The following is a 21,829-nucleotide window of genomic DNA, read 5'->3' on the forward strand; positions in this document are numbered from 1 at the left end:
GGTCGGCGGGCTGGGCGACCCCGCGCTGGAACGGCGGATCAACCAGGCGTTGCGCGCCCCGCTCGACCGGCTCATCACGATCGGCCGCGCCAGCGCCGCCCGCCTGGCGGCGAACTGCGCCGGCCGCCCGACGACGGTGCGCACCGTCGCCGAGACCGGGCTGCGCGGGCCCCGGCTGGTCTCCGTCCGCTACGAGCTGCTGTCGGACTGGTGCCAGCAGGCGGACGGCTCGCCGGGCGGCGAGGTCGTCACCGTCGACCTGCGGACGGGACGCCGGCTCACGGCGGCCGACGTCTTCCTTCCCAGCACGCTGACCCCCGCCGGGATCGGCACGCTCCAGTCCCGCCTCACCCAGCGCGTCGGCCAGGGCCGGCTGTACGAGGAGTGCGACCGCGGGGACCCGGCGTTCGAGCCCGCCGACTTCCAGCCGCAGAAGGCGACCGGCGAGCAGCTACCGGGCATGCAGGAGAACCCGCCGCTGCTCAGCGCGTTCCCGACGGCGGGCGAGTTCCAGCTCGCGTGGATTCACGGGGGCAGCGACGGCTGCGGGAAGCTGACGTTCGGCGCCTCCTACGCCCAGGTGCGCGACCTGCTGAAGCCGAGCTTCGTCGCCCTCCTGCCCTAGCCCGGCATCGGCCGCCCGGCGGTGCCCATCAGCTCGGCCCAGCGGGCGGTGAAGAGGGCGCCTTCGGGGCGGCATTCCTTGGCGAGCCTGGCGTAGCTCCAGCCTTCGGAGGCGGGGCAGCATTCGTGGGCGGGCCAGGTCCACGGGTGGTCCAGGCCGTTGGCCACGATGCTCTCGCTCAGCCGTACCAGAGGGCCGTAGGCCCGTACCCGGTCGAAGGAGCATTCGGTGTCGTCGTAATACATGTGGTAGACGTCCAGGTTGCGCTGGATGATCTCGCGGCCGTGCTGCAGCAGGCCCGTCCTCGCGCAGAACTCCAGGTGCGCCGCCACCTCGGGTGGGTCCTGCACGGTGCGGTAGGTGCGTTCGTGGACGGCGTGTGCCCGGTCGAGGCGTCCCGTACGCAGGTAGGGCAGGAGGAGGTAGTCCTCTCGCTCCTCGGCGCCGGGACGTGACTCGTCCAGGAGCGGGGCCATCGACTCCATGGCCTCCTCGTCGAGGCCAAGGTGCAGCCACCACCGCGTGCGGCGAAGGATGTTGGAACGGGTCTCGTAGGTGGCGGTGGAGGGCAGTTCGCTGAACGCCGCCCATGCGGCCTTGGCCGCGTCCACGTCCCCGCGGCGCGACTCCAGCTCCACGCGGAACCAGCGCAGGTGGTGAAGGTCCTCCGTGCCGGGACGGCAGTGCGGCTCCAGTATGCGGAGAAGGCTCTGGATCTGGACGGCGTGAACGGTGGGGTAGGTCAGGACGCGGTCCAGCGCGATGGGCACAGCGTCCCACATGCGATCGAGCTGGTCGGCTGTCATGAGGGACGAGTGGGTAGTGTGCGAGGCGAGGCGGGCCAGTTCGGCGAGCGTCGTGAACAGGCGCACGCGACCGCTCTTCCAGGACGCCAGCGCGCTGAGGAAGGCGAGGCGGATCTCCAGTGCCGCTTCGGGCTCGTCCATCGCGACCGCGTTCTGGAGGAGCTGTTGCAGGCGGACGCTGATGTCCCGCTCGCGCTCCAGGGCCAGGGCGTCCCTGAGGCCGGCCCGTAGATCGTCGCGGGTCGCGGTGGAGAGATGCGGCGCCGGCCCGGGTGCCGCGCGGTGACGCGGCTCGGCGGTTCCCGCCGGCAGGGGCAGGTGCTCGACGATCGCCCCGGCGTGCAGGAGCTCGGTGACCTTCTCGCTCTGGAAGGTGGTGCCGTTCAGCTCGTCGAGCGTGAGCGCGAAGTTCACCACCTGCCAGCGCAGGTGGGAGAACAGGGCGGAGTAGGACCACACCGTGAAGGTGTCGCAGTCGGGATCGTCGCAGTCACAGGGCCAGAACCATTCCCGGTCCATGTCCTTCTCCAGGACGCGGCGGCACAGCAGGGCCGCGGCGGCGGCCGTCCACATGCCCTCGACCGAGGTGACCTCCTCCGCGGCATCGGCGAGGTGGCGGTGCAGGACGTCCAGTCCGCGCTCCTCGTTCCCGGTGCGCGCGCAGAACTCCAGGTGGGCCGCGACGTCCTCCAGCTTCTTGCCCGGCCGCGTGTAGGTGCGCTGGTGCGCCGCCACGGCCTCCTCAAGGCGCCCGGCGCACAGGAACGGCATGACCAGGTCGTCGCCGACCTCGCCGTCCTCGCCCTCTTGGGCCGCGCCCACGTGCCCCGCCGTCAGGGGCGCGAGCACCTCGACGGCACGATCGACCCGGCCCAGCCGCCGCCACATGAGCGCCTCATGGCAGACCACGCCGGGCATCACGAAGTGCTTCCCCGCCTCGGCGTGCCAGCGCAGGCCCCGCCAGATCCGCTCGACGGCATCGAGGTCACCCCTGCGGGCCTCGACCGTCATCCGGTAGCGGTCGATGGCGTAACGGGTTCCGACGCGGGTTGGCGGGCAGTGGCGTTCCAGATCGTCCAGCAGCCGGTGGATCCGCTGAGCGGGCTCGGGATAGAGCCAGACGTAGGCGTCGACGACGAGGAACAGCTGACACCACATCCAGTGGACGAGGTCCTCGGGATACAGATGCGGTTCGGCATGCCACATCCGCAGGCACTCGTGCAGGACGGGAAGGGCCTCGGAGAAGAAGGCCAGCGGCCCGCCGTTCAGCGGCTTGCCCCGCAGCGCCCAGGCGAACGTCACCTTGGTCTTGAAGAGGACCTCCGGGTCTCCGAGGGCCTCGGCGTGCGGGACGACCTCCCGCACCGCCTCCAGGTAGACCTCCCCTCCGGGCCCGCCGTTGGCGGCGTCCAGGCGGTCCGCGGTGGCGAGCCTGGCGAGGACCTCGTCACGGCCGAGCAGCATCGGCTACCCCTGGCCGCCCGGGTGGACGGCCTGCTCCACCAGGCCGAGGAACGCGCGGTTCACGCCCGCCATGTCCTCGGGACGCAGCGGACGGTTGCCCGCCAGCATCGCGTAGCCGTAGAGGGCCTCGACCGACAACTCCACGATCCGGGCGTCCACGGTGGAGGTCAGGCGCGCGATGAGCGCGTTGCGGTGGTTGAACACCAGCCGCGGCCGGGCCGGCTCGCGCGGCTCCCGCCCGCCCGAGACCAGCTCGCCCCAGATCCCGTCCGCCTCCTGGAATCCGGCGGAGCCGCGGATCGCGGACCGGGCGCCGGCGCCTTCGAGGAACAGCACCGGCACCGACACCGGCTCGAAGGAACGCACGATCGGCTCGCAGCCCTTGGGCTCCAGGACGGCGGCGGCGATCGCGAGGAAATCGCGGATGGCCGACTCGCTGACGGGGTCGAGGGACTCGAACCGGGTGGCGAGCTCACCCGGGTCGAGCCGCCGCACGAGCAGGCCGGGATCGAGCCGGGGCAGCCGCCGCAGGACCTCCAGGTGGTGGGTGTAGCCGACGTTGACCAGGCCCATGCCCTGGGCGACGGCGATGCCCGCGAGCTGCCGGAACTCCTCGACGCTCGGCGTGTAGTGGAGGGCGCGGTGGCGCCGCCGGAACTCGCGGAGCGTGACCCTGCCCTCGCTGGTCTCGAACGGGAGCCACTCGTCCACGATCCGCAGCATCTCGGTGTCCTGCCGGGCCAGTGCCATCACCCCGAGCCGGTGGACGCGCAGGAACGCCGCCAGCCGTTCCGGGGAGGTCGACGCGAGGCGGACCAGCCACGCGCGCAGCGACTCGCCCAGCGCCTCCCTCGTGCTGGTCAGCAGGTCGTCCTCGTGGAGCCGCTCACGGCTCGCGGTGGGACGCAGCTCCTCGGTGTCGATCACACAGCGGACGAAGAACGCCCAGTCCGGCATGATCTTCTCGACCCGTTCGCCCAGCAGCATCCGCTTCAGGTAGACGCGGTGCGCCGCCCGCTCGCCGGGGCCGGTCTCGTGCGGCAGGACGAACGCGACCCCGCTCAGCCCCGCCTCGGGGACCGCGAGGTCGATCACGTCGAACGGCTCGGCGCCGATGAGGCGCCGGCCGTAGCGCAGCAGGGCGTCCCGGCGCGCCCGCGGGCTCGGATATTCCGCCCGCCACGGCGGCGTGCCCTCGGTGATCCGCTCGTCGCCGACCCGTACCTCGTAGGGCAGCAGCGACCCGTAGTGCCGCGCCAGTTCCGTGACGGTGGACGTGGCGAGCCAGTGCTCGAAGTCCCTGCGCGCCCGCAGGACGACGGTGGTGCCCGGCTCGTCCCGGGGCGCCGTCTCCTCCAGCGTGTAGTGGCCGTCGGAGTGCCCGTGCCACGTCACCGTCGGCGCGTCCCCGCTGCGGGTGATCACCTCGATCTCGTCGGCGACCAGGAAGCACGACAGCAGCCCGATGCCGAACTGCCCGAGGAAGTCGTGCCGCGCCAGCCCGAGCTCGTCCCTCTTGGACGAGTTGCCGATCGTCGCGAGCAGCTCGTGCACCTGCGGCCCGGTCAGCCCGATGCCGGTGTCGTGGATCCGCAGCGTCCCGTCCCCGGTCGCCTCGATCGGCTCGATCCGGATGAGGGCCTCGGCGTCGTCGCCGGACGCGCGCCGGGCGGTGATCGCGTCGACCGCGTTCTGCAGCAGTTCCCGTACGTAGACGCGGGGACTGCTGTACAGGTGTCGGCCGAGCAGATCGACGATTCCCCGCAGATCCACGCTGAAGTTGTGCTGCACCCCAATCACCCTATCCGCGGCAGGTCGAAGGCCAGGAGAAGGTTGGCGATCTGGACGACGAGCACTCCGTCACCCGCGGCCATGGCCGAGATCGGAGCCGAACGGAAGGCCCGCGTCGTGCTCATGGCGCCGCGCTTGAGGTCGATCGCGATGAGCCCGCCGGAGCCTTTCGTGTAGAGGTGGCGTCCCGTCACGACGGCCGTGGTCAGGTCGGGGCCGTCCGCGTAACCGTAGGAGAGGGTCCACGCCTTGCCGCCATCGGCGATCCGCCACCCGGTGATTGTCCCGTCCTCGTCGGGCGCGGGCACGTCCATTTCGGCCAGGACGAGCGAACCCGCGATGGTGAACTGCTGTTCCTCTGAATCGTCGAAGGGGACCTCACGGGTCCAGCGGACCCGGCCGGTGGCGGCCTCATAAACGGTGAGCTGGACCGCATCGGGCGTGCCGGAGTGGCGTTCGACGGCGACGAGGCCGCCGCCCGCGATTCCCAGCAATTGGCGCGTGTAGGCGCTGCCACGGGCGTGGTCGTCCACGTCGTCCGGATGGGGATCGTACAGCCGCCACAGCCGCCTGCCGTCGGCGAGGCGGTAGACGCCCAGTTCGCCGCCAGGGTTGCCGGCGAGGGTCTCGACGGTGCCCGCCGCCACGACGCCCTCGCCGAGGGCCAGGCGGGTGAAGTGGTCGGGTGTGGACATCTCGCGCCGCTCGTACTGCGGCCTCGCCGACCACAGCCGCTCACCGTCGGCCAGGCGGATCCTGGTCACGGTGTCGCCGCCCAGGTCGGCGGTGACGACCGTCCCGTCCCCGGCCGCGACGACGCTGCCGGGATCCACGCGCGTCCCGCCCTCCGCGCACCAACGCAGGCCGCCGGTGCGCAGGTCGAAGCCCGCGGCGAGCTCCTTGACGCCGGCGAACTGGATCCCCGGCCCGGTTCCCCTGGACTCGCCGGACCGGCTCCACAGCAGCCGCCCGTCCCGTGCCCGCAGCGCGCCGACCCGGTGATCGGCCGGGACGGCGGGCGCGCCTTGGCCCTGTTCGACCAGGCGGGTCGGCGCTCCGATCGTGACGACGCCTTCGGTGACGGGGCTCAGCACGCCGGGGGCGACGGTGCGGTGCGAGGCGAACCAGCGCAGGCGTCCCAGCCACGCGTCACCGCGAAAGCGAAGGGCCTCCCGTACGAGGCCGGGCGCGTCGCGGAACCGCGCGTCGTGCCGGTCATCCGGATCCCGTGGCTGCTGGGAGGCGGACGCCGCGACCCCTGAGCCGAGGCCACCGCCGTCGCGATGCCGGGCGAACAACCGGGCCGCGTCATCGCAGTCCGCCGGGGCCGCCAGGCACGCGGTCAGGGTCGCCGCGACGGTGGCGCCCGTCATCACGCCGCCGGCGATCGCTCTCATCCTCATGATCTGGCTTCGACGGGCCGTGCCATGCCCCGGTTCCGGCGGGCGTTCCGGTGAGCGTCGCGGTGAGGTGACGTCCACCTCTTGACTAACGAGTATTCCTACCTGAATTATAGGCAATATGCCGCGGATCGCCCTGACCGTCCGGCGCGTGGTCGACCACATGCGCCTGACCAGCACGCTCTGTTACTGAGCGCGGCCATCGAGCATGCCGCTCCCGACGCGCCGTCACTGAGTACCCGCCACTGAGCACGCCGTCACCGGGCACGCCGGTCCCACGCGGCTGCGTTCCCCTCCCCCGCGCTCGCTTCCCTCCCCCGTTCACTCCTCTGTTCCTCGTCACGTCCTTTGTCTTGTTAGGGGCCATGCCACCATGCGGAGTTCTCGTCCATTCCTGCGCGTCGCAGCGCTCGCCGTGGCCGCATCGCTGCTGAGCCTGACCGCCGCGTGCGGCGGGTCCGCGGCGGGCGGCGCGTCACCCGGCCGCGGCGGCGGTTCCGCGGTGATCAAGCTCAGCGACCCCGGCAACGAGGGACCGCTCGCCTACGCCAAGCGCGAGGGCATCCTGGAGAAGCGGCTCGCGGCGGTCGGCGCCCGGGTCGAATGGGGCGGCTCGTACGCCTCGTTCACCGCGACCATCGAGGCCGTCCGTTCCGGATCGGTCAACGTGCTCGAAGGAGCCATCTCCCCCGCGCTCGGGTACCTGGCCAACAGCCGCGACATCAAGATCTTCGCGTTCACCGACCCGGTCACCGACAAGGCCGCGCCGCACACCGACGGGCTGGTCGTCCCGGCCGGCAGCCCGGTGCGGTCCGTCCGCGACCTGGTGGGCAGGCAGGTGGCCGTCAACAAGGGCGGGCGCGGCGAGTACCTGCTGCTGCTCGCGCTCCAGGAGGCCGGCATCCCCGCCGATCGGGTCAAGCGGGTCTACCTGAACCCCGTCCAGGGCGCCGCCGCGTTCGCCACCGGCAAGGTGGACGCCTGGTGGGCGATCGTCAACGCCTACCCGGAGGTCGTGGCCAAGGGCGCGCGCGTCCTGATCCACGGGCGCGACCTGCCCGACAAGGACCTCAACATGTGGGCCGCCCGTACCGAGCTGCTGGAGCGGCACCCCGAGGCGGTCCGCGCGTTCCTGGACGTGCTGCGCGAGCTGGCCGCCGAGGAGAAGCGGTCGCCGGAGAAGTTCCAGAACGTCTTCCTCAAGAAGGGCCCCACGGCCGTCTCGGGCGCGCGGCTCGCCGACAACCTCGCCAAGGCCCGGTACGGCAACGTCCCCCGCTACGCGACCGCGGACGACGGCGAGTACGTGAGCGAGGTCGGCGCGATCTTCCGCAAGTACGGCGTGCTGCCGGCCGACATCGCCCCCGAGGAAGTGATCGTCGATCTGCGGGCGGCGGGCGCCGCCACCGCCCCGCCCGCGTCCGGGGCCTCGTCATGACCCTGGAGAAGGCGCCGGCGCTCGTCGACGACGAGGCGGCCGGCCTGCGTCCGCCCGCGCACGTCGGCGCGCGGCGAAGGAGTCCGGCCCTGTCGGCGGCCGTCCGGGCGTCGGTCCCGCTGCTCCTGCTCGCCGCCTGGTGGTACGGGGCGGGCACCGGGCGCATTCCGCCGGACGTGCTCGCGGGGCCCGGCGCGGTGCTGGGCGCGTTGGGCGAACTGGTCTCCACCGGCCAGCTCACCGACTACCTCGCCGCCTCGGCGCGGCGTACCGGGCTCGGCGTGCTGGCGGGTTGCGGTGCCGGGCTCGTGCTGGGCGTCGCCGCGGGACTGTCCGCGCTCGGCGAGGAGCTGGTCGACCCGGTCATGCAGATGAAGCGGGCGGTGCCGTTCCTGGCGCTGGTGCCGCTGTTCATCTCCTGGTTCGGCGTCGGCGAGACCTTCAAGATCGTGCTGATCGCGGTCGCGGCGTCCGCGCCCATGTACGCCTACACCTACCTGGGCGTGCGCGGCGTGGACCGCAAGGTGGTGGAGGCGGCGCGCGGGTTCGGGCTGCGCGGGACGCGGCTGGCCGTGGCGGTGATCGTGCCGACCGCGCTGCCGAACGTCCTGATGGCGTTGCGGATCAGCCTGTCGGTGGCGCTGACCGGCCTCATCGCCGCCGAGCAGCTCGGCGCGAAGGAGGGCATCGGCTACCTGGTGACGCTGGCCCAGCAGTACTACCGCAACGACTACATGGTGCTGTGCATCCTGCTCTACGCCCTGCTCGGCCTGGTCATCGACCTGGCGATCCGGGGGCTGGAACGGCTGGCGATGCCCTGGCGGAAACAGGTGACCGCCCGATGAGCACGCCGACCGCCGACCTGGCCGTACGGATCCGGGGGCTGCGCAAGTCGTTCGGCGCCAGGACCGTCCTGGCGGGCATCGACCTGGACATCCGCAGGGGCGAGTTCTTCGCGCTGCTCGGCCCGAGCGGCACCGGCAAGACCACCCTTCTGCGCATCCTGTCCGGCCTGGAACGTCCCGACGCGGGCACCGTGCTGACCGCGCCGCGCCGCACGACCGTCTACCAGGAGCCGAGGCTCGTCCAGGCCCGGCGCGTCCTGGCCAACGTCACGCTCGGCCTTCCACGCTCGTCGCGCGACGCGGCGCGGCGCGCGCTGGAGGAGGTCGGCCTGGCCGGGTACGAGCGTGCCTGGCCCGCGACCCTGTCGGGCGGGGAGGCGCAGCGCGTGGCGCTGGCCCGCGCGCTCGTCCGGGACCCGCAGGTGCTGCTGCTGGACGAGCCGTTCGCCGCGCTCGACGCCCTCACCCGGCTGAAGACCCAGGACCTGGTCGCGGAGCTGTGCGCGCGGCACCGCCCCGCGGTCGTGCTGGTCACCCATGACGTGGACGAGGCCGTGCGGCTCGCCGACCGGGTCGCGGTGCTGCGCGACGGCGCCTTCGCCGTCACCCGCGATATCGGGCTCGATCGCCCGCGCGACCGTGACGCCCCGGCCGCGGCCGAGTACCGCCGCTCGTTCCTGTCCCACCTCGGCGTCGTCCCTTCCGCACTGTGAGGAGTCCCGATGTCCACCATCGACACGATCTGGTTCACCCGCTGCCCGGTGCCGACCGCCAGCGGCCTGGCGCACGGCCTCGGCTGGCTGAGAGAGGAGTTCGCCGCGTCCGGCCTTGACGTCGGGGTCCTCCAGGACGCCGATCCGGGCCTGGCCCGGCACCACTTCGACCACGACCTGCTCGGCCTGTTCCGGGAGGGCGGCAACGTGCCCGCCCTGGCCGCCCGCTCGGAGGGCGCCCCGACCCGCCTCATCGGCCTGACCTGGATCGAGGAGTGGCAGTCGATCCTCGTCCGGCCGGACTCGCGCATCCGTGGCGCCGCCGGCCTGCGCGGAGCCGTGGTGGCGCTGCCCGCCTGGGCCGAGACCAGGGCGAAGAGCTTCCCCCGCGCGATGGCCCTGCACGGGATCAAGGGCGCCCTCGCCCAGGGCGGGCTGACGCTCGACGACGTCACGTTCGCCGAGGTGCCCGCGAGCCTGTCGCCGTCGGTGGGACGGGACGCCCAGGGCCGCCGGCTCGCCTGGCCGGGGCTGGAGGAGCTGGCGCGCGGCGAGGTCGACGCCGTCTACGTCAAGGGCGCCCGCGCCGCCGACCAGGCCCGGGAGCTCGGTCTGCGGGTCGCCGTGGACCTGGACGCGCACCCCGACCGCCGCACCCGCGTCAACAACGGCACGCCGCGGCCCATCACCGTCCACGCGCGGCTCCTGGACGAGCGTCCCGACCTCGTCGTCGCGTTCCTGGCGCAGACGCTGCGCGCCGCCGACTGGGCCGCGGGCAACCTGCGGCGGGTCCGTGAGATCCTGGCGAGCGAGACACGGTCCGAGGCCGAGGGCGTGGCCACCGCCTACCGGGGCGACTTCCACCGCTCGCTGCACCCGGATCTGTCGGACGAGCGCCTGGAGCTCCTGCGCCTGCAAAAGGACTTCCTGCTGGTGCACGGGTTCCTGGCCGCCGACGTCGATCTGGACGCGTGGGTCGCGCCGGAACCGCTCGCACAGGCCCGCGCGCGGCTGTCGGCGGCGAAGGCGGTGGCGTGATGGCGCCGAGGTTCTTCGTCACCCTGCCCACGCGCGGCGAGGGAAGCCGGGGCGGCTGGCGTCCGGGGCCGCGGCCGCCGGCGTTCGTCACCGACCTGCGCCCCGGCGCGTACGGGCCGTTCGACCATCTGGCGCAGATCGGGCGCGCCGCCGAGATCGCCACGCTGCACGGGGTCCTGGCGCCCTTCGATCCCGAGGGCGAGGAATCCCTCGTGGTGGCGGCGGGCCTGCTCAGGCAGAGCCGATGGCTGCGGGCGGTGGCCGAGTTCCACCCGGGCGCCGCCACCCCCGTGTACGCGGCGAAGGTGTCGGCATCGTTGCAGCGCTTCTCCGGCGACCGCCTCGACTGGCGGCTCGCCGTGGACCTGGACCCCGCGACCGCACGCGCGCAAGGCGACTTCCTGGAAGGCGCCGACCGCTATGCGCGCGCCGACGAGTTCCTCACCATCGCCAAGGGCGTCTGGACCGAGGAGGGCTTCACCTACGAAGGCCGCTACTTCCAAGTGCTGGCGGGCGGGTTCGAGCCTCCCCTGTCGGGCCGTCCCTTCCCGCGCGTCCACCTGTCCGGCACCTCCGCGGAGGCGCTGGACCTCTCGGCCCGGCACGCCGACGTCCACGTGTTCACCTACGCCGACGACCTCGGCGACGCGATCGCCGAACTGCGCCGCCGGGCGGCCGGGCACGGGCGCGTCCCGGAGGCCGCGCTCGCCCTGCCCGTCCTGGCGCGCGAGGACGACGACGAGGCGTGGGCCGCGGCCCGCCGCCTCCCCGAGGACGCGGCCGGCGCGTACCCGCCCGGACTGATCGGCTCGTACCGGACGGTCGCGGAGAGGCTGCGCGAACTGGCCGGACGCGGGGTGTCGAGCTTCTTCCTGGAGGTCCGCCCCTCCATCGAGGAGACCTACCGGCTGGGCGAACACCTGCTGCCCCTCCTCTACGAACAGGAGACCGCACATGTCCGTTGACATCTACTGGCGCGTCGGCACCCACGGCGACCAGCCGTCGCTCCGGCGCCGGATCTCCAGCCGCGGCGGGTGGGCACCGGTCGTCCCCGGCGCCCTCGCCCCGGGCGTCCGGGACGGGCGCCACGACGGGTTCACGCACGCCGACCACATCGCCGACGTGGCGCGGGCCACGGAGGCGGCCGGATTCGTCGGCGGGCTGCTGCCCTCGTTCCCGTTCACCGACGACCCGTGGGCCGCCGCGGCGAGCCTCGCCCGCGAGACCACCACCTACCGGTTCATGATCGCCTTTCAGCCGGGCTTCCTGCATCCGGTGCAGGCGGCGCGGATGTCGGCGAGCCTCCAGCGCGCCACCGGAGGGCGGGTCGTCTACAACATCATCTCCGGTGGCGGCGGGCCCGCCCAGCTCTGGTGGGGCGACAAGGTCGGCCACGACGACCGCTACGCCCGGACCTCGGAGTTCCTCGACGTGCTGAAGGGGGTGTGGAAGGGCGGCCCGTTCGACTACGACGGCCGCTTCTACCGCGTCGAGGGCGCGGGACTGCCGGAGCCGCTGGCCGCCCAGCCCTTCCCCGAGATCTACTTCTCCGGCTCGTCGGCCGCCGCGATCCGCGCCGCGGGCCTCCACGCCGACCACTATCTGTCCTGGCTGGAGCCGTTCCCCGCGCTCGCCGAGAAGTTCGCGCGGGTACGCGAGCACAGCGCGGAGATCGGCCGCGCCCCGAAGTTCGCGGTGCGGCTCGACGTCCTGGCCCGCGAGACCGAGGACGAGGCATGGGACGAGATCCGCCGCGGCTGGCGGCATGTCGATCCCCGCGCGCTGCGCGGCCCCGAGGCTTCCGGCGACTCGGTGGGCTGGCTGCGCAGTTCGCGGTTCATCGACTGGCCGGTCAGGGAGTACCGCGAGCTGGAGGCGTCCCCGAACGTGTGGGGCGGCTTCCACCTGCTGCGCGGCGGCCCGGCGTTCGGGCTGGTCGGCAGCTACGAGCAGGTCGCCGCCCGCCTCGACGAGCTGCTCGCGATCGGCGTGGACGCCTTCATCCTCGCCGGCGTCCCGCACCTGGAGGAGGCGTACCGCGTGGGGGAGAACGTGCTCCCCCTGCTGCGCGGCGCCTCCCCCGAATCCACCCCCGTCTCGATCCCCGCCCAGAGAGGAAACTCGCGATGAGCATTCGCGTCGGCTACTTCCCCAGCAACAACTCCCTGTGGGTGCTGCGTCACCGCGGCATCCTGGAGCGTTCCCTGCCGGACGTCGAATGGGTGGACCTGCGCTCCCTGCCGGCCGGTGAACGGCCAGCTCCTACCGAGGGCCTGCCCACCCTGCACGGCGACCATCTCTTCGACGGCGGCTACGACTTCATCGGCACCGGCTCCACCCCTCCCGTCACCGCCCAGGGCAAGGGCCATGACGTCGTGTACGTGGCGACGTCCGGGCCACGGCACGAGAACGGCCGGCTCATCGTCCACGACGACTCCCCCATCACCTCCCTCGCCGACCTCAAGGGCAAGCGGATCGCGCTCGCGCACGGCTCCTGGCAGACCACCCTGGTCCTCTTCGCCCTCGACCGTGCCGGGCTGTCCTGGAGCGACATCGAGCCCGTGGACGCCTACGGCGACGCGGCACGCCTGTTCCTGGACCGCGAGGTGGACGCGTGGGTCGGCTCCTACCCGTCGCTGAGCCGGGTGGAGAGGGAGGCGTCCATTCGGGAGCTGGTCGCCACGGAAGGGCTGTTCAGCCACCGTTCGCTCTGGTTCACCCGCCGTGACTTCGCCCAGGACCACTGGGACGAGCTGGCCGCGATCGTCGCGGCCCTCCAGGAGTCGGACCTCTGGATCCGCGAGCACCCCCGGGAGGCCGCCGCGCTGTTCGCGGCCGACGGCGGCGGCGACCTGGACGACTGGGAGAACGCCCTGCGCAAGCGCCCCTTCGGCCTGCACCCCGTCAGCGAGGAGTTCCTCGCCGAACAGCAGCGCGCTGCCGACCTCTTCCACGCCAACGGCCTGATCGAGAACAAGATCACCGTGGCGGCGGCGACGCTGCCGGAGATCGCCGATCTGGTCAGGGACACGGCGCGAGACTGACCCGTACCGCCCCTGGCCGGTCATCCGGCCGGGGGCGGCATCGCCCGACGCGCGCGTGTGGCGTGGCCGGCGGCCATGCTGAGCACGGTGACCAGCACCGCGAGCCCGACGCACGCCGCGAGGCCGACGCGCAGGAGGAGAGCGCCCGCCGCGGCGCCGAGGGCGAGCGCGGCGATGGCCGATGACCGCCGGACCCACGCCTGACCGCGCCCGCCGGCCAAGCGCGACTCGGAGGCCAGGACGGTGAGGGTGGACGTGATGACCACGGTGGTGACGTTGGGGACCGCCACCCGGTGGGCGGTCGCGGCCTGGATGCCCAGCGCGCACGCCAGCATCGCCGCGAGCAGGACGCCCTCGGGCGAGCCGCCGGCGACGGGCCGCACCAGGTCCACGATCACGCAGGCCGCCATGATGCCCGCGACCACGCCCAGGAGGGCGGTCACCCGGCTCGTCCATCCGCCCGCGGCCGTCCGCAGCACGCGTCCGCCGATCGCCGCGCCCGCCATGAAGGCGGCGAGGGCGGCGAGCGGCCCGGCGACGGGCAGGCCGTCCGGACGGCCGACCGCCATGCCCAGGATGATGAGGTTGCCGGTCATGTTGCCGACGAACACCCGGTCGAGGGCGAGGTACCCGGCGGCGTCGGCGACGCCCGCCGAGAAGGTCAGTGCGAGCATGCACGCCGTTCGCAGGTCCCCGGCGCCGGCGCGCCCGTCCCCGCTCGTGCGGCCCATGAGCCGAGATCATAGGCGGGCGTCCACCATGGAATGCAATTTCCACGGCCTGGAATTGCATTTCTTTACTATGGGTGGCCGCTCATGGGTAATGCCGATATTCGCCTCGCGTGAATGTCCTTCCGCCGTCCTGTCACCGGAGCCGCCCCCCGGAGGCGGGAGGCGCCGGCGTGCCGGGCCCGCCGGCGTGCATACCATGGCTCCGCCGCCCCCTGGATCTCCAGGTGCGCGTGACCGTGCGCGACCCGACGAACACAAGCGGAAAGTCATGATCTCTCTTGCGCAGAACCAGCTCTGGAAGGCCCGCCACGGCGATGTCCGGATCCTCTGACACCAACGCGGACGGCTCCTTCGCGAACGGCGCCGTCACTCTCAGCATCTCTGGGCGCCCGATGCCGGTCGTCGGCCCGGCCCGCATGTACGTCTGCGGGATCACCCCGTACGACGCCACCCACCTCGGTCACGCGCGCACCTTCGTCTGGGCCGACGTCGTGGCCCGGGTGCTGCGGCACGTGGGCGGCGAGGTCCGGGTGTGCCGGAACGTGACCGACGTCGACGACGTGCTCAACCGCGCCGCGCACCGCTCCGGCAGCCCGTACGACAGCTTCGCCGCCGTCCAGCAGTTCTACTTCGAACGCGACCTGGCCGCTCTGGGCGTCCATGCCGTCGATCACCAGCCGCGCGCGCACAACCACATCCGCGAGGTCATCGCGCTGACGCAAGGGCTGCTGGCCCTGGACCGCGCCTACGTCCGCGACGGGGCGGTGTACTTCCGCGGCGCCGGCGTGCCATCACGCGCGGGGGTCGACACCGAGGGCGCGCTTCGCCTCCTTGCCGAATTCGACGACGCCCCGGAGGACCCCGGCAAGGACGACCCGCTGGACGTCGCCCTGTGGCGTCCCTCCACCTCGGGAGAGCCCGCCTGGCCCAGTCCCTGGAGCTCGGGACGTCCGGGCTGGCACGCCGAGTGCGCCGCCATGGCCATGACGACCTTCGGTCCCGCCCTGGACCTGCACGCGGGAGGAGCCGACCTGCGCTTCCCCCACCACGCCTACGAGGCGGCGATGGCGGAGGCGCTCACGGGCGTGCGGCCGTTCGCCCGCACCTGGTTCCACGTGGGCGTCGTCCGCAGGGACGGCGCCAAGATGGCCAAGTCCGACGGCAACCTGATCCTGGTCGGCGATCTGATCCAGGACCATCCGGCCACGGCCGTCCGGCTCATGCTCCTCACGGGGGCCGCGTGGTCGGAGGACTGGGACTACTCGCCGGACCTGCTCGTCTCGGCCGCGGAACGGCTGGACCGGGTGCACCGCGCGGCGGGCCGTCCCGGGTCCTCGGCGGCCGCGGAGGCGGCCGTGACCCGCGCGCTCCTGGACGACCTGGACGTCGCCACCGGGCTGGCGATCGCCGAGGAGGAAGGGGGCCGCACGGCCCGGCTGGTCATGAACGTGCTCGCCCTCGGCTGAGCCCCGCCCGCCGGGGGTCGTCCGAGGTCGGCACGCGGGCGCCCCCGGAGTGATCTTCGCCGCTCTGACGACCCTGGCGCTCCCTGTCCGCCAATTTCCCCTATAATCTACTGATTTGATAGGGATTGACCGTTCGCCGAGAGGGAGACCCCCGTGACCCTGACCTTCCACTGGTTTCTGCCCACCTACGGCGACAGCCGTTACATCGTCGGCGGCGGGCACGGCCTGCCGGCGGGCGCCGCCGGCGGCGACCGCCCGGCGTCGCTGGGCTACCTCACGCAACTGGTGCGCGCGGCCGAGGAGGTCGGATTCGAGGGGGCGCTGACCCCGACCGGGGCGTGGTGCGAGGACGCCTGGCTGACCACCGCGCTGCTGGTGGAGGCGTCGGAACGGCTGAGGTTCCTGGTCGCGTTCCGTCCCGGGCTGCTCAGCCCGACGCTGGCCGCGCAGATGGCCGCCACCTACCAGTGGCATTCGGGCGGGCGGCTGCTGCTGAACGTGGTCACCGGCGGCGAAGCGCACGAGCAGCGCGCCTACGGCGACTTCCTGACCAAGGCGGAACGGTACGCGCGCACGGACGAGTTCCTGCACATCGTCCGGTCGCTGTGGCGGGGCGAGCGGGTCGGCTTCGAGGGCGCCCACCTGCGGGTCGAGAACGCCCGGCTCGTCCGGGTCCCCGACCCGGTGCCGCCGATCTACTTCGGCGGCTCGTCCCCGGAGGCCGGTCAGGTCGCGGCCCGGCACGCCGAGGTCTACCTGACCTGGGGCGAGCCGCCCGCCGCCGTCGCCGAGAAGATCGCCTGGATCCGCCGCCTCGCCGCCGAGCACGGACGCGAGCCACGGTTCGGCATCCGGCTGCACGTCATCTCCCGCGACACCGCCGAGGAGGCGTGGGCGCAGGCCGGGCGGCTGCTGTCGGGCATCTCGGACGAGGCGATCGAGCAGGTGCAGGCGAACCTGCGCCGCAGCGAGTCCGAGGGCCAGCGCCGCATGCTCGACCTGCACGGCGGCGCCGCCAAGGGCCTGCGCGAGCTGGAGGTCGCGCCGAACCTGTGGGCGGGCGTCGGCCTGGTCCGCGGCGGCGCCGGGACCGCGCTGGTCGGCAGCCACGAAGAGGTCGCCGACCGGATCGCCGAGTACGCCGAACTCGGGCTGGAGGAGTTCATCATGTCCGGCCACCCGCACCTGGAGGAGGCGTACTGGTTCGGCGAGGGCGTCCTGCCCGTCCTGCGCCGCCGCGGCCTGTGGAGGCACCCCGCCGGAAGCGCGGAGGACACCGCCCCCGCCGCCGTCCCCTTCGCAGCCTCCTGAGCCGCCGCATGACATCGAAGACCGTGAACTCGCGGATCCTGCCCGGCCAGGCCGTGGACGCGGACAGCTTCCGCGGGGCGCTGGCCCGGCACGCGGCGGGCGTCGTCATCATCACCGCGTCCCGTTCCGGCGACGGCGCGCCGGTCGGGCTGACCGCGACGTCGTTCTCCTCCGCCAGCCTGGACCCGCCCCTGGTGTCGTTCTACGTGGACCGCTCGTCCACGACCTGGCCGTCCCTGCGCGCCGCGGACCGTTTCGCCGTCAACATCCTGGCGGGCGACCAGTCCGGGCTGGCCGACCGCTTCGCGCGCCGGGGCATCGACCGTTTCGCGGCGCCGACCGCCTGGCACCTGGACGAGGCGCACGGCCTCCCGTTCCTGGACGGCGCCTGCGCCCAGATCGTGTGCCGCCTGCACAACACCCTGGACGTGGGCGACCACATCCTGGTCGTCGGGCTGGTCACCGCGGTCGAGGCCCACGAGGGCGACTTTCCCCTCCTCTACCACCGGGGCAGGTACGGCCGCTTCCTCCCCACGACGGAGCGGCCATGAGAGCCCGAAAAAAAGGCGACAGGCCGGTGACGGCCTAGGATGGCCGAATGCCCACAAGCGCGTTCCGCCAAGAGCGACAGGGAAAACGCCGGTGAAAGCCCGGGTCCTGACGTTCAACACGCTTTTCCGTGGTCATTCCCGAGCACGCATCGGCGCTTTGGGGCGCCTTCTTGAGAACTCCTCATACGATGTCGTCTGCCTGCAAGAGGTGATGTCGCCCGCCAACCTCGCCTTGCTGCGCCGCACGGCGAGGTCCTTCACGCACGTCGTCCACGGCGCAACGTTTCCGCTGGTCAGGGGCGGATTGGTGATCTTGTCCCGGGCGCCGGTCGTCCACCATCGGTTCCGGGCCTTCACCTTCGCCGGTCCGGCCCGCAAGGAATGGGTCATGCGCAAGGGGATGCTCATGGCCCGCGTCCGATTCGCGGACCGGACCGTCACGATCCTGAACACGCATCTGTCGGCGAACATGAACGACGATTGGTCCCCGTCCAACGCCTACGCCAAGGCGCAGCGCTCCGAGCTGGACGAGCTGGCGGCCTTCGTCGCCCGGCTCGGCCCCGCCGACCCTTTGATCGTCCTGGGTGACTTCAACGTCCCCCGCGGATCCGATCTCCTCCGGGACTTCGCCGCCACCGCCGGGCTCCATGACGTCCTGGAAGGCGACACCGAGCCGACCTTCCGCCCGACTCCCGAATACTCCGACACCAAGCCGCTGGACCAGATCTTCACCCGGCCCGCCATGGCGGCGACCACACGGCTGGTCTTCCACGACGAGGTTCCGCTTCCCGACGGCCGCTCCATGTACCTGTCCGACCACTTCGGAATAGAAGCGACTTTCGCCTGAACACTTGATTCCGTACCCGCGCGGGGCCGCATGCCCGGAAGATGGTCACGGCCGTCCAACCGAGGAGAAGGGGGCGGATGATGACGAACGTCCAGGTCGAGGAGCGCACACCGCAACAGGTGATCAGCGTCCGGAAGACGATACCGATCGCCGACCTGCCCAAGGAGCAGGGCGACAGCCTGCACCGGCTGTGGCGGCTGCTGCGCGACCGTGGTGTGACGCCCGCCGGGCCGCCCTTCGTCCGCTACCACACCTTCGGCGACACGCACACCGACGTCGAGACCGGCGTGCCGGTGGACGCCGAGATCGCCGGGGAGGGGCCGGTCACCGCGGGTGAGCTGCCCGGCGGGCGCGCCGTGGTGACCGAGCACCTGGGCGGTCACGACCGCCTCGGCGAGGCGTACCGGCGCATCGAGGAGTGGCTGGCCGCCAACGGCGAGGCCGGCGGGCCGGCCTGGGAGGTCTACCACTGGATCGACCTGACGCGGGAGCCGGACATCCCCTCCTGGCCCGCGCCGGACGACTGGCGCACCGATCTCGTCCAGCCCATCAAGTAGGCCGGACGCGTCCTGCGGCCCACACGGCGTTAGAAGCCGGTGCTGGGGTGCGCCCCCGGTTTTCCAGCATGTGGGAAGGGGTGTTCCGCCTGGTCGGTGCCCGGGGTCACGATCGTTCCTGCCGAATCGGAAGGAGCGCCTGTGTCGAGCATTCCGCGGGACCAGTGGTACGTGGCCGCGTTCGGGTACGAGATCGGGAACGAGCTGTTCAGCCGGACGATCTGTGGCGAGTCGCTGCTGTTCTGGCGCACCAGGGCCGGGACGGTCACCGCCGTGTCCGACCGGTGCGTGCATCGCCGCTTCCCGCTGTCGCAGGCGCCCAGCCGCTTGGTGGACGACCAGGTGGTGTGCGGCTACCACGGCTTCACCTACGGGGCCGACGGCGTCTGCGTCGCCGTTCCCGGCCAGACCCGGGTGCCCCGGACGGCCCGGCTGAAGACGTATCCCATCGTGGAGCAGGACGGCTTCGTGTGGGTCTGGATCGGTGACCCGGCCAAGGCGGACCCGGCGCGCATCCCGCGGGCGCCCTGGCTGGACTCGCCCGGCTACACCACGGTGTCCGGCATGGAGCCGCTCAAGGCGCGGTTCGGGCTTCTGGTGGACAACCTGCTCGACCTCTCGCACGAGACGTACCTGCACGGCGGCTACATCGGCACCCCGGAGGTCGCCGCCACCCCGATCACCACGGAGGTGGACGAGGAGGCCGGGATCGTCTACGTCTCCCGGCACATGGACGACGCGGAGTGCCCGCCCTTCTACGCCAAGTCCACCGGCCTGACCGGGCGCATCATGCGCTGGCAGGACATCGAGTACACCCCGCCCTGCCTGTACAAGCTGCACTCGCGCATCGCGCCCCTCGGGGTCCTGCCCGGCCCCGACGGCAGCGACCCCGACGCCTTCCACGTCGAGGTCGTGTACGCGATCACCCCCGAGACCGAGCACTCCACCCACGACTTCTGGGCCGTCGCCCGCGACTTCGCCCTCGACGACCAGGCCGTGTCGGACTTCCTCGAGGACAGCAACCGGACGGTCGTCCTCCAGGACGTGGAGGCGCTCGACGTCCTGGAGCAGGTGATCGCGACCGAGCCCGAGGGGTACCAGGAGCTGTCGATCAACATCGACACCGGCGGGCTGGCCGCCCGCAGGATGCTGGCCAGGATGGCCGGGCGGGACGCGGCCCCCGCGGCGCGGCGGGCGTGACGGCGATGGACCCGGTCCGCATGCCGCCCGGACGCGCCGTGATGCGCGTGGTGTGGCTGCCCGGCAGCGATCTCCTGGAGGGCACCTGCCATTGCGGCGCCTCGTACGTCGCGGACGGTCCCCTCGACGTGTGGGCGTGGCTGCTGGGCCACCCGGACGGGCATCACGCGCGGGACTCCGGCCTGCCGGAACCCGTGGGCGCGGGAGCCGTCCGATGAGCCTGGAGGCTCCCGACCGCAAGCTCGTGGTCCTTGGCCGGGAACGGGTCGCCGACGGGGTCGTGGCGCTCGACCTGGCCGACCCGGACGGCGCCGAGCTCCCCGCCTGGACACCGGGCGCGCACATCGACCTGGTCCTCGGCGACGGCCTGGTGCGCCAGTACTCGCTGTGCGGGGACCCCGCCGACCGCACGGCGTGGCGTATCGCCGTCCTGCGCGAACCGGACGGCCGGGGCGGCTCGGCGGCCGTTCACGACGAGCTCCATCCCGGGACGGCGGCCATCGGCCGCGGCCCCCGCAACCATTTCCCGCTTCACCCGGCGTCCGGCTACCTGTTCATCGCCGGGGGCATCGGCATCACCCCGCTCCTGCCGATGCTGCGGGCCGCGGACGCGGCGGGCACGGAGTGGCGGCTGGTCTACGGGGGCCGTACGGTCGCGTCCATGGCGTTCGCCGGAGAACTCGCAGCCGCTTACGGCGATCGGGTCGAGCTGCGTCCCCAAGACAGGTACGGGCTGCTCGACCTGGACGCCGTCTTGTCCGGCACCGCAGAGGACACGCTCATCTACTGCTGCGGGCCCGAACCCCTGTTGCGGGCCGTCGAGCAGCGGTGCGTCCAAAGGCCGACCGGCACCTTGCACATGGAGCGCTTCGTCCCCAGGGATGCGGGCGATCCGGTGCGGGCCGAGTCCTTCGAGGTCGAGCTCACCCTTACCGGGCGTACGCTGACCGTGCCGCCGGGAAGATCGATCCTGGAGGTCGTGGAGGAGGCGGGCGTCCAGGTCCTGTCGTCCTGCCGGGAGGGCACCTGCGGCACCTGCGAGACCACCGTGCTCGGCGGGACGGTGGACCACCGCGATTCCCTCCTCACCCCGCAGGAGCGGGACGCCAACGACACCATGTTCATCTGCGTCTCCCGCGCCACCTGCCCGAAGCTCCTGCTGGAGCTGTGACCCTCCGGGAGCCCCCATGCCGGTATCCGCTCCGCAGGACGCGGCCGTACGCACCGAACGGCCCGAACGCCCCGGGCCCGTCCTGGACCGCGCGCTGCAGATCATCGGCGCGTTCACCCCGGACCGGCGCGCGCTGACGCTCAGCGACCTGGCCCGGCATGCCGGGCTGCCGGTCTCCACCGTCCACCGCATGGCGACGAGGCTGGTGGCGTGGGGCGCCCTGGAACGCGACCAGGCCGGCCGCTACACCATCGGGCTGCGCCTGTGGGAGATCGGCTCGCTCGCTCCGCGCGGCCTGGGCCTGCGCGAGCGCGCCCTCCCCTACCTGGAGGACCTGTCCCAGGTCACCCGCGAGAACGTGCAGCTGGCCGTGCGCGAGGGCATCGAGCTGGTGTTCGTCGAGCGGATCGCCGGCAGCCGGGCGGTGCCGGTGCTGACCCGCGTCGGCGGCCGTTTCGCGCTGACCGCGACCGGGGTCGGGCTCGTCCTGCTGGCGCACGCGCCCGCGGAGGTGCAGGAGGAGGTCCTGGCCCGGCCGATCACGCGGTACACCGCCCTGACGATGACCGATCCGCACCGGATCCGCGCGGCGCTCGCCGAGGCCCGCGCCCGCGGGTACGCCGTCAGCGACCGCCAGGTCACCATGGACGCCCTCTCCGTCGCCGTCCCCATCCATGACACTCAAGGCGAGGTCATCGCGGCGCTGTCCCTGGTCGTCCGCCACGGCACCGCCCAGCCCCGCACCCTGGCCCCGCTGCTGCGCACCAGCGCCCGCGCGATCTCCCGGGCCATCTCCCGCGCGTGACCTCCGCCCGCCCGGCGGGTGCCAGG

21 protein-coding genes are annotated in these 21,829 nt (G+C 72.7%); 17 read left to right on the forward strand and 4 right to left on the reverse strand.

Annotated elements, in window-relative coordinates; all coding sequences use genetic code 11:
• Nucleotides 1–625 (forward strand): hypothetical protein (locus ACGWYJ_RS20975; RefSeq protein ID WP_395107895.1); only part of this gene is annotated, 625 nt, incomplete at its 5' end.
• Here ACGWYJ_RS20975 and ACGWYJ_RS20980 read toward each other — a convergent pair.
• From ACGWYJ_RS20980 to ACGWYJ_RS20990, 3 genes are read right to left on the reverse strand one after another with little or no spacing between them, the layout of a single operon-like run.
• Nucleotides 622–2,895, reverse strand: a complete 2,274-nt coding sequence (locus tag ACGWYJ_RS20980) for a hypothetical protein (protein ID WP_395107896.1) — start codon at nucleotides 2,893–2,895, stop codon at nucleotides 622–624. The genes ACGWYJ_RS20975 and ACGWYJ_RS20980 overlap by 4 nt on opposite strands.
• A 3-nt stretch (nucleotides 2,896–2,898) precedes the next feature.
• Complete coding sequence (locus ACGWYJ_RS20985; RefSeq protein ID WP_395107898.1) at nucleotides 2,899–4,686, reverse strand: HSP90 family protein; 1,788 nt, start codon at nucleotides 4,684–4,686, stop codon at nucleotides 2,899–2,901.
• A gap of 5 nt (nucleotides 4,687–4,691) precedes the next feature.
• Nucleotides 4,692–6,083, reverse strand: a complete 1,392-nt coding sequence (locus ACGWYJ_RS20990) for a PQQ-binding-like beta-propeller repeat protein (protein ID WP_395107899.1) — start codon at nucleotides 6,081–6,083, stop codon at nucleotides 4,692–4,694.
• Between the two features lie 376 nt (nucleotides 6,084–6,459).
• Between ACGWYJ_RS20990 and ACGWYJ_RS20995 the strand changes: the two genes are divergently transcribed.
• The 7 genes from ACGWYJ_RS20995 to ACGWYJ_RS21025 are packed head-to-tail and all read left to right on the forward strand — an operon-like array spanning nucleotide 6,460 to nucleotide 13,164.
• Nucleotides 6,460–7,524 carry an NrtA/SsuA/CpmA family ABC transporter substrate-binding protein gene (locus tag ACGWYJ_RS20995; protein WP_395107900.1) on the forward strand — a complete coding sequence of 355 codons (1,065 nt, stop codon included), beginning with the start codon at nucleotides 6,460–6,462 and terminating at the stop codon, nucleotides 7,522–7,524.
• Nucleotides 7,521–8,369 (forward strand): ABC transporter permease, encoded by an 849-nt coding sequence (locus tag ACGWYJ_RS21000; RefSeq protein WP_395107901.1) that lies wholly within the window; start codon nucleotides 7,521–7,523, stop codon nucleotides 8,367–8,369. Before ACGWYJ_RS20995 ends, ACGWYJ_RS21000 begins: the two co-directional genes overlap by 4 nt.
• The gene (locus ACGWYJ_RS21005; RefSeq protein ID WP_395107902.1) at nucleotides 8,366–9,082 is read left to right on the forward strand and encodes an ABC transporter ATP-binding protein; all 717 of its coding nucleotides are present in this window, start codon (nucleotides 8,366–8,368) and stop codon (nucleotides 9,080–9,082) included. The genes ACGWYJ_RS21000 and ACGWYJ_RS21005 overlap by 4 nt, the downstream gene beginning before the upstream one ends.
• 9 nt (nucleotides 9,083–9,091) lie before the next feature.
• Nucleotides 9,092–10,120, forward strand: a complete 1,029-nt coding sequence (locus tag ACGWYJ_RS21010) for an ABC transporter substrate-binding protein (RefSeq protein ID WP_395107903.1) — start codon at nucleotides 9,092–9,094, stop codon at nucleotides 10,118–10,120.
• The gene (locus ACGWYJ_RS21015; protein ID WP_395107904.1) at nucleotides 10,120–11,085 is read left to right on the forward strand and encodes an LLM class flavin-dependent oxidoreductase; all 966 of its coding nucleotides are present in this window, start codon (nucleotides 10,120–10,122) and stop codon (nucleotides 11,083–11,085) included. Before ACGWYJ_RS21010 ends, ACGWYJ_RS21015 begins: the two co-directional genes overlap by 1 nt.
• Nucleotides 11,075–12,250, forward strand: coding sequence for an LLM class flavin-dependent oxidoreductase (locus ACGWYJ_RS21020; protein WP_395107905.1), 1,176 nt, complete (start codon nucleotides 11,075–11,077; stop codon nucleotides 12,248–12,250). The genes ACGWYJ_RS21015 and ACGWYJ_RS21020 overlap by 11 nt, the downstream gene beginning before the upstream one ends.
• On the forward strand, nucleotides 12,247–13,164 hold the full coding sequence (locus ACGWYJ_RS21025) for an ABC transporter substrate-binding protein (RefSeq protein ID WP_395107907.1): 918 nt from the start codon (nucleotides 12,247–12,249) through the stop codon (nucleotides 13,162–13,164). Before ACGWYJ_RS21020 ends, ACGWYJ_RS21025 begins: the two co-directional genes overlap by 4 nt.
• A 20-nt stretch (nucleotides 13,165–13,184) precedes the next feature.
• On the opposite strand, the gene ACGWYJ_RS21030 is transcribed toward ACGWYJ_RS21025, so the two are convergent.
• The gene (locus tag ACGWYJ_RS21030; RefSeq protein ID WP_395107908.1) at nucleotides 13,185–13,895 is read right to left on the reverse strand and encodes a YoaK family protein; all 711 of its coding nucleotides are present in this window, start codon (nucleotides 13,893–13,895) and stop codon (nucleotides 13,185–13,187) included.
• 314 nt (nucleotides 13,896–14,209) lie between these two features.
• Here ACGWYJ_RS21030 and ACGWYJ_RS21035 point away from each other — a divergent pair, with 314 nt between their 5' ends.
• The 9 genes from ACGWYJ_RS21035 to ACGWYJ_RS21075 all read left to right on the forward strand — a co-directional run bounded on the left by ACGWYJ_RS21035 (nucleotide 14,210) and on the right by ACGWYJ_RS21075 (nucleotide 21,803).
• Nucleotides 14,210–15,361 (forward strand): class I tRNA ligase family protein, encoded by a 1,152-nt coding sequence (locus ACGWYJ_RS21035; protein WP_395107909.1) that lies wholly within the window; start codon nucleotides 14,210–14,212, stop codon nucleotides 15,359–15,361.
• Between the two features lie 153 nt (nucleotides 15,362–15,514).
• Nucleotides 15,515–16,672 (forward strand): LLM class flavin-dependent oxidoreductase, encoded by a 1,158-nt coding sequence (locus tag ACGWYJ_RS21040; RefSeq protein ID WP_395107910.1) that lies wholly within the window; start codon nucleotides 15,515–15,517, stop codon nucleotides 16,670–16,672.
• An 8-nt stretch (nucleotides 16,673–16,680) separates the two neighbouring features.
• Complete coding sequence (locus ACGWYJ_RS21045) at nucleotides 16,681–17,223, forward strand: flavin reductase family protein (RefSeq protein WP_395107911.1); 543 nt, start codon at nucleotides 16,681–16,683, stop codon at nucleotides 17,221–17,223.
• Nucleotides 17,224–17,314: 91 nt separating this feature from the next.
• Nucleotides 17,315–18,070: an endonuclease/exonuclease/phosphatase family protein gene (locus tag ACGWYJ_RS21050; protein WP_395107912.1), complete on the forward strand. Its 756-nt coding sequence runs from the start codon at nucleotides 17,315–17,317 to the stop codon at nucleotides 18,068–18,070.
• A 77-nt stretch (nucleotides 18,071–18,147) separates the two neighbouring features.
• Nucleotides 18,148–18,627 (forward strand): GyrI-like domain-containing protein, encoded by a 480-nt coding sequence (locus ACGWYJ_RS21055; RefSeq protein ID WP_395107913.1) that lies wholly within the window; start codon nucleotides 18,148–18,150, stop codon nucleotides 18,625–18,627.
• A 141-nt stretch (nucleotides 18,628–18,768) separates the two neighbouring features.
• Nucleotides 18,769–19,827, forward strand: a complete 1,059-nt coding sequence (locus ACGWYJ_RS21060) for a Rieske 2Fe-2S domain-containing protein (RefSeq protein WP_395107914.1) — start codon at nucleotides 18,769–18,771, stop codon at nucleotides 19,825–19,827.
• On the forward strand, nucleotides 19,824–20,045 hold the full coding sequence (locus ACGWYJ_RS21065; protein WP_395107915.1) for a hypothetical protein: 222 nt from the start codon (nucleotides 19,824–19,826) through the stop codon (nucleotides 20,043–20,045). Before ACGWYJ_RS21060 ends, ACGWYJ_RS21065 begins: the two co-directional genes overlap by 4 nt.
• A complete protein-coding gene (locus ACGWYJ_RS21070; RefSeq protein WP_395107916.1) occupies nucleotides 20,042–20,998 on the forward strand; it encodes a PDR/VanB family oxidoreductase in 957 nt (318 codons plus the stop codon). The genes ACGWYJ_RS21065 and ACGWYJ_RS21070 overlap by 4 nt, the downstream gene beginning before the upstream one ends.
• Nucleotides 20,999–21,014: 16 nt before the next feature.
• Nucleotides 21,015–21,803: an IclR family transcriptional regulator gene (locus ACGWYJ_RS21075; RefSeq protein ID WP_395107917.1), complete on the forward strand. Its 789-nt coding sequence runs from the start codon at nucleotides 21,015–21,017 to the stop codon at nucleotides 21,801–21,803.
• Nucleotides 21,804–21,829: the final 26 nt, after the last annotated feature.

This window comes from Actinomadura sp. SCN-SB, assembly GCF_043906805.1.
Classification (GTDB): Bacteria; Actinomycetota; Actinomycetes; order Streptosporangiales; family Streptosporangiaceae; genus Spirillospora.

Bases quoted from the DNA above. Each gene is read 5' to 3' on its own strand.
- ACGWYJ_RS20980 (WP_395107896.1), bottom strand. From the start codon at position 2,895: ATGCTGCTCGGCCGTGACGAGGTCCTCGCCAGGCTCGCCACCGCGGAC.
- ACGWYJ_RS20990 (WP_395107899.1), bottom strand. From the start codon at position 6,083: ATGAGAGCGATCGCCGGCGGCGTGATGACGGGCGCCACCGTCGCGGCG.
- ACGWYJ_RS20995 (WP_395107900.1), top strand. From the start codon at position 6,460: ATGCGGAGTTCTCGTCCATTCCTGCGCGTCGCAGCGCTCGCCGTGGCC.
- ACGWYJ_RS21000 (WP_395107901.1), top strand. From the start codon at position 7,521: ATGACCCTGGAGAAGGCGCCGGCGCTCGTCGACGACGAGGCGGCCGGC.
- ACGWYJ_RS21005 (WP_395107902.1), top strand. From the start codon at position 8,366: ATGAGCACGCCGACCGCCGACCTGGCCGTACGGATCCGGGGGCTGCGC.
- ACGWYJ_RS21010 (WP_395107903.1), top strand. From the start codon at position 9,092: ATGTCCACCATCGACACGATCTGGTTCACCCGCTGCCCGGTGCCGACC.
- ACGWYJ_RS21015 (WP_395107904.1), top strand. From the start codon at position 10,120: ATGGCGCCGAGGTTCTTCGTCACCCTGCCCACGCGCGGCGAGGGAAGC.
- ACGWYJ_RS21020 (WP_395107905.1), top strand. From the start codon at position 11,075: ATGTCCGTTGACATCTACTGGCGCGTCGGCACCCACGGCGACCAGCCG.
- ACGWYJ_RS21025 (WP_395107907.1), top strand. From the start codon at position 12,247: ATGAGCATTCGCGTCGGCTACTTCCCCAGCAACAACTCCCTGTGGGTG.
- ACGWYJ_RS21030 (WP_395107908.1), bottom strand. From the start codon at position 13,895: ATGGGCCGCACGAGCGGGGACGGGCGCGCCGGCGCCGGGGACCTGCGA.
- ACGWYJ_RS21035 (WP_395107909.1), top strand. From the start codon at position 14,210: ATGTCCGGATCCTCTGACACCAACGCGGACGGCTCCTTCGCGAACGGC.
- ACGWYJ_RS21045 (WP_395107911.1), top strand. From the start codon at position 16,681: ATGACATCGAAGACCGTGAACTCGCGGATCCTGCCCGGCCAGGCCGTG.
- ACGWYJ_RS21055 (WP_395107913.1), top strand. From the start codon at position 18,148: ATGATGACGAACGTCCAGGTCGAGGAGCGCACACCGCAACAGGTGATC.
- ACGWYJ_RS21070 (WP_395107916.1), top strand. From the start codon at position 20,042: ATGAGCCTGGAGGCTCCCGACCGCAAGCTCGTGGTCCTTGGCCGGGAA.
- ACGWYJ_RS21075 (WP_395107917.1), top strand. From the start codon at position 21,015: ATGCCGGTATCCGCTCCGCAGGACGCGGCCGTACGCACCGAACGGCCC.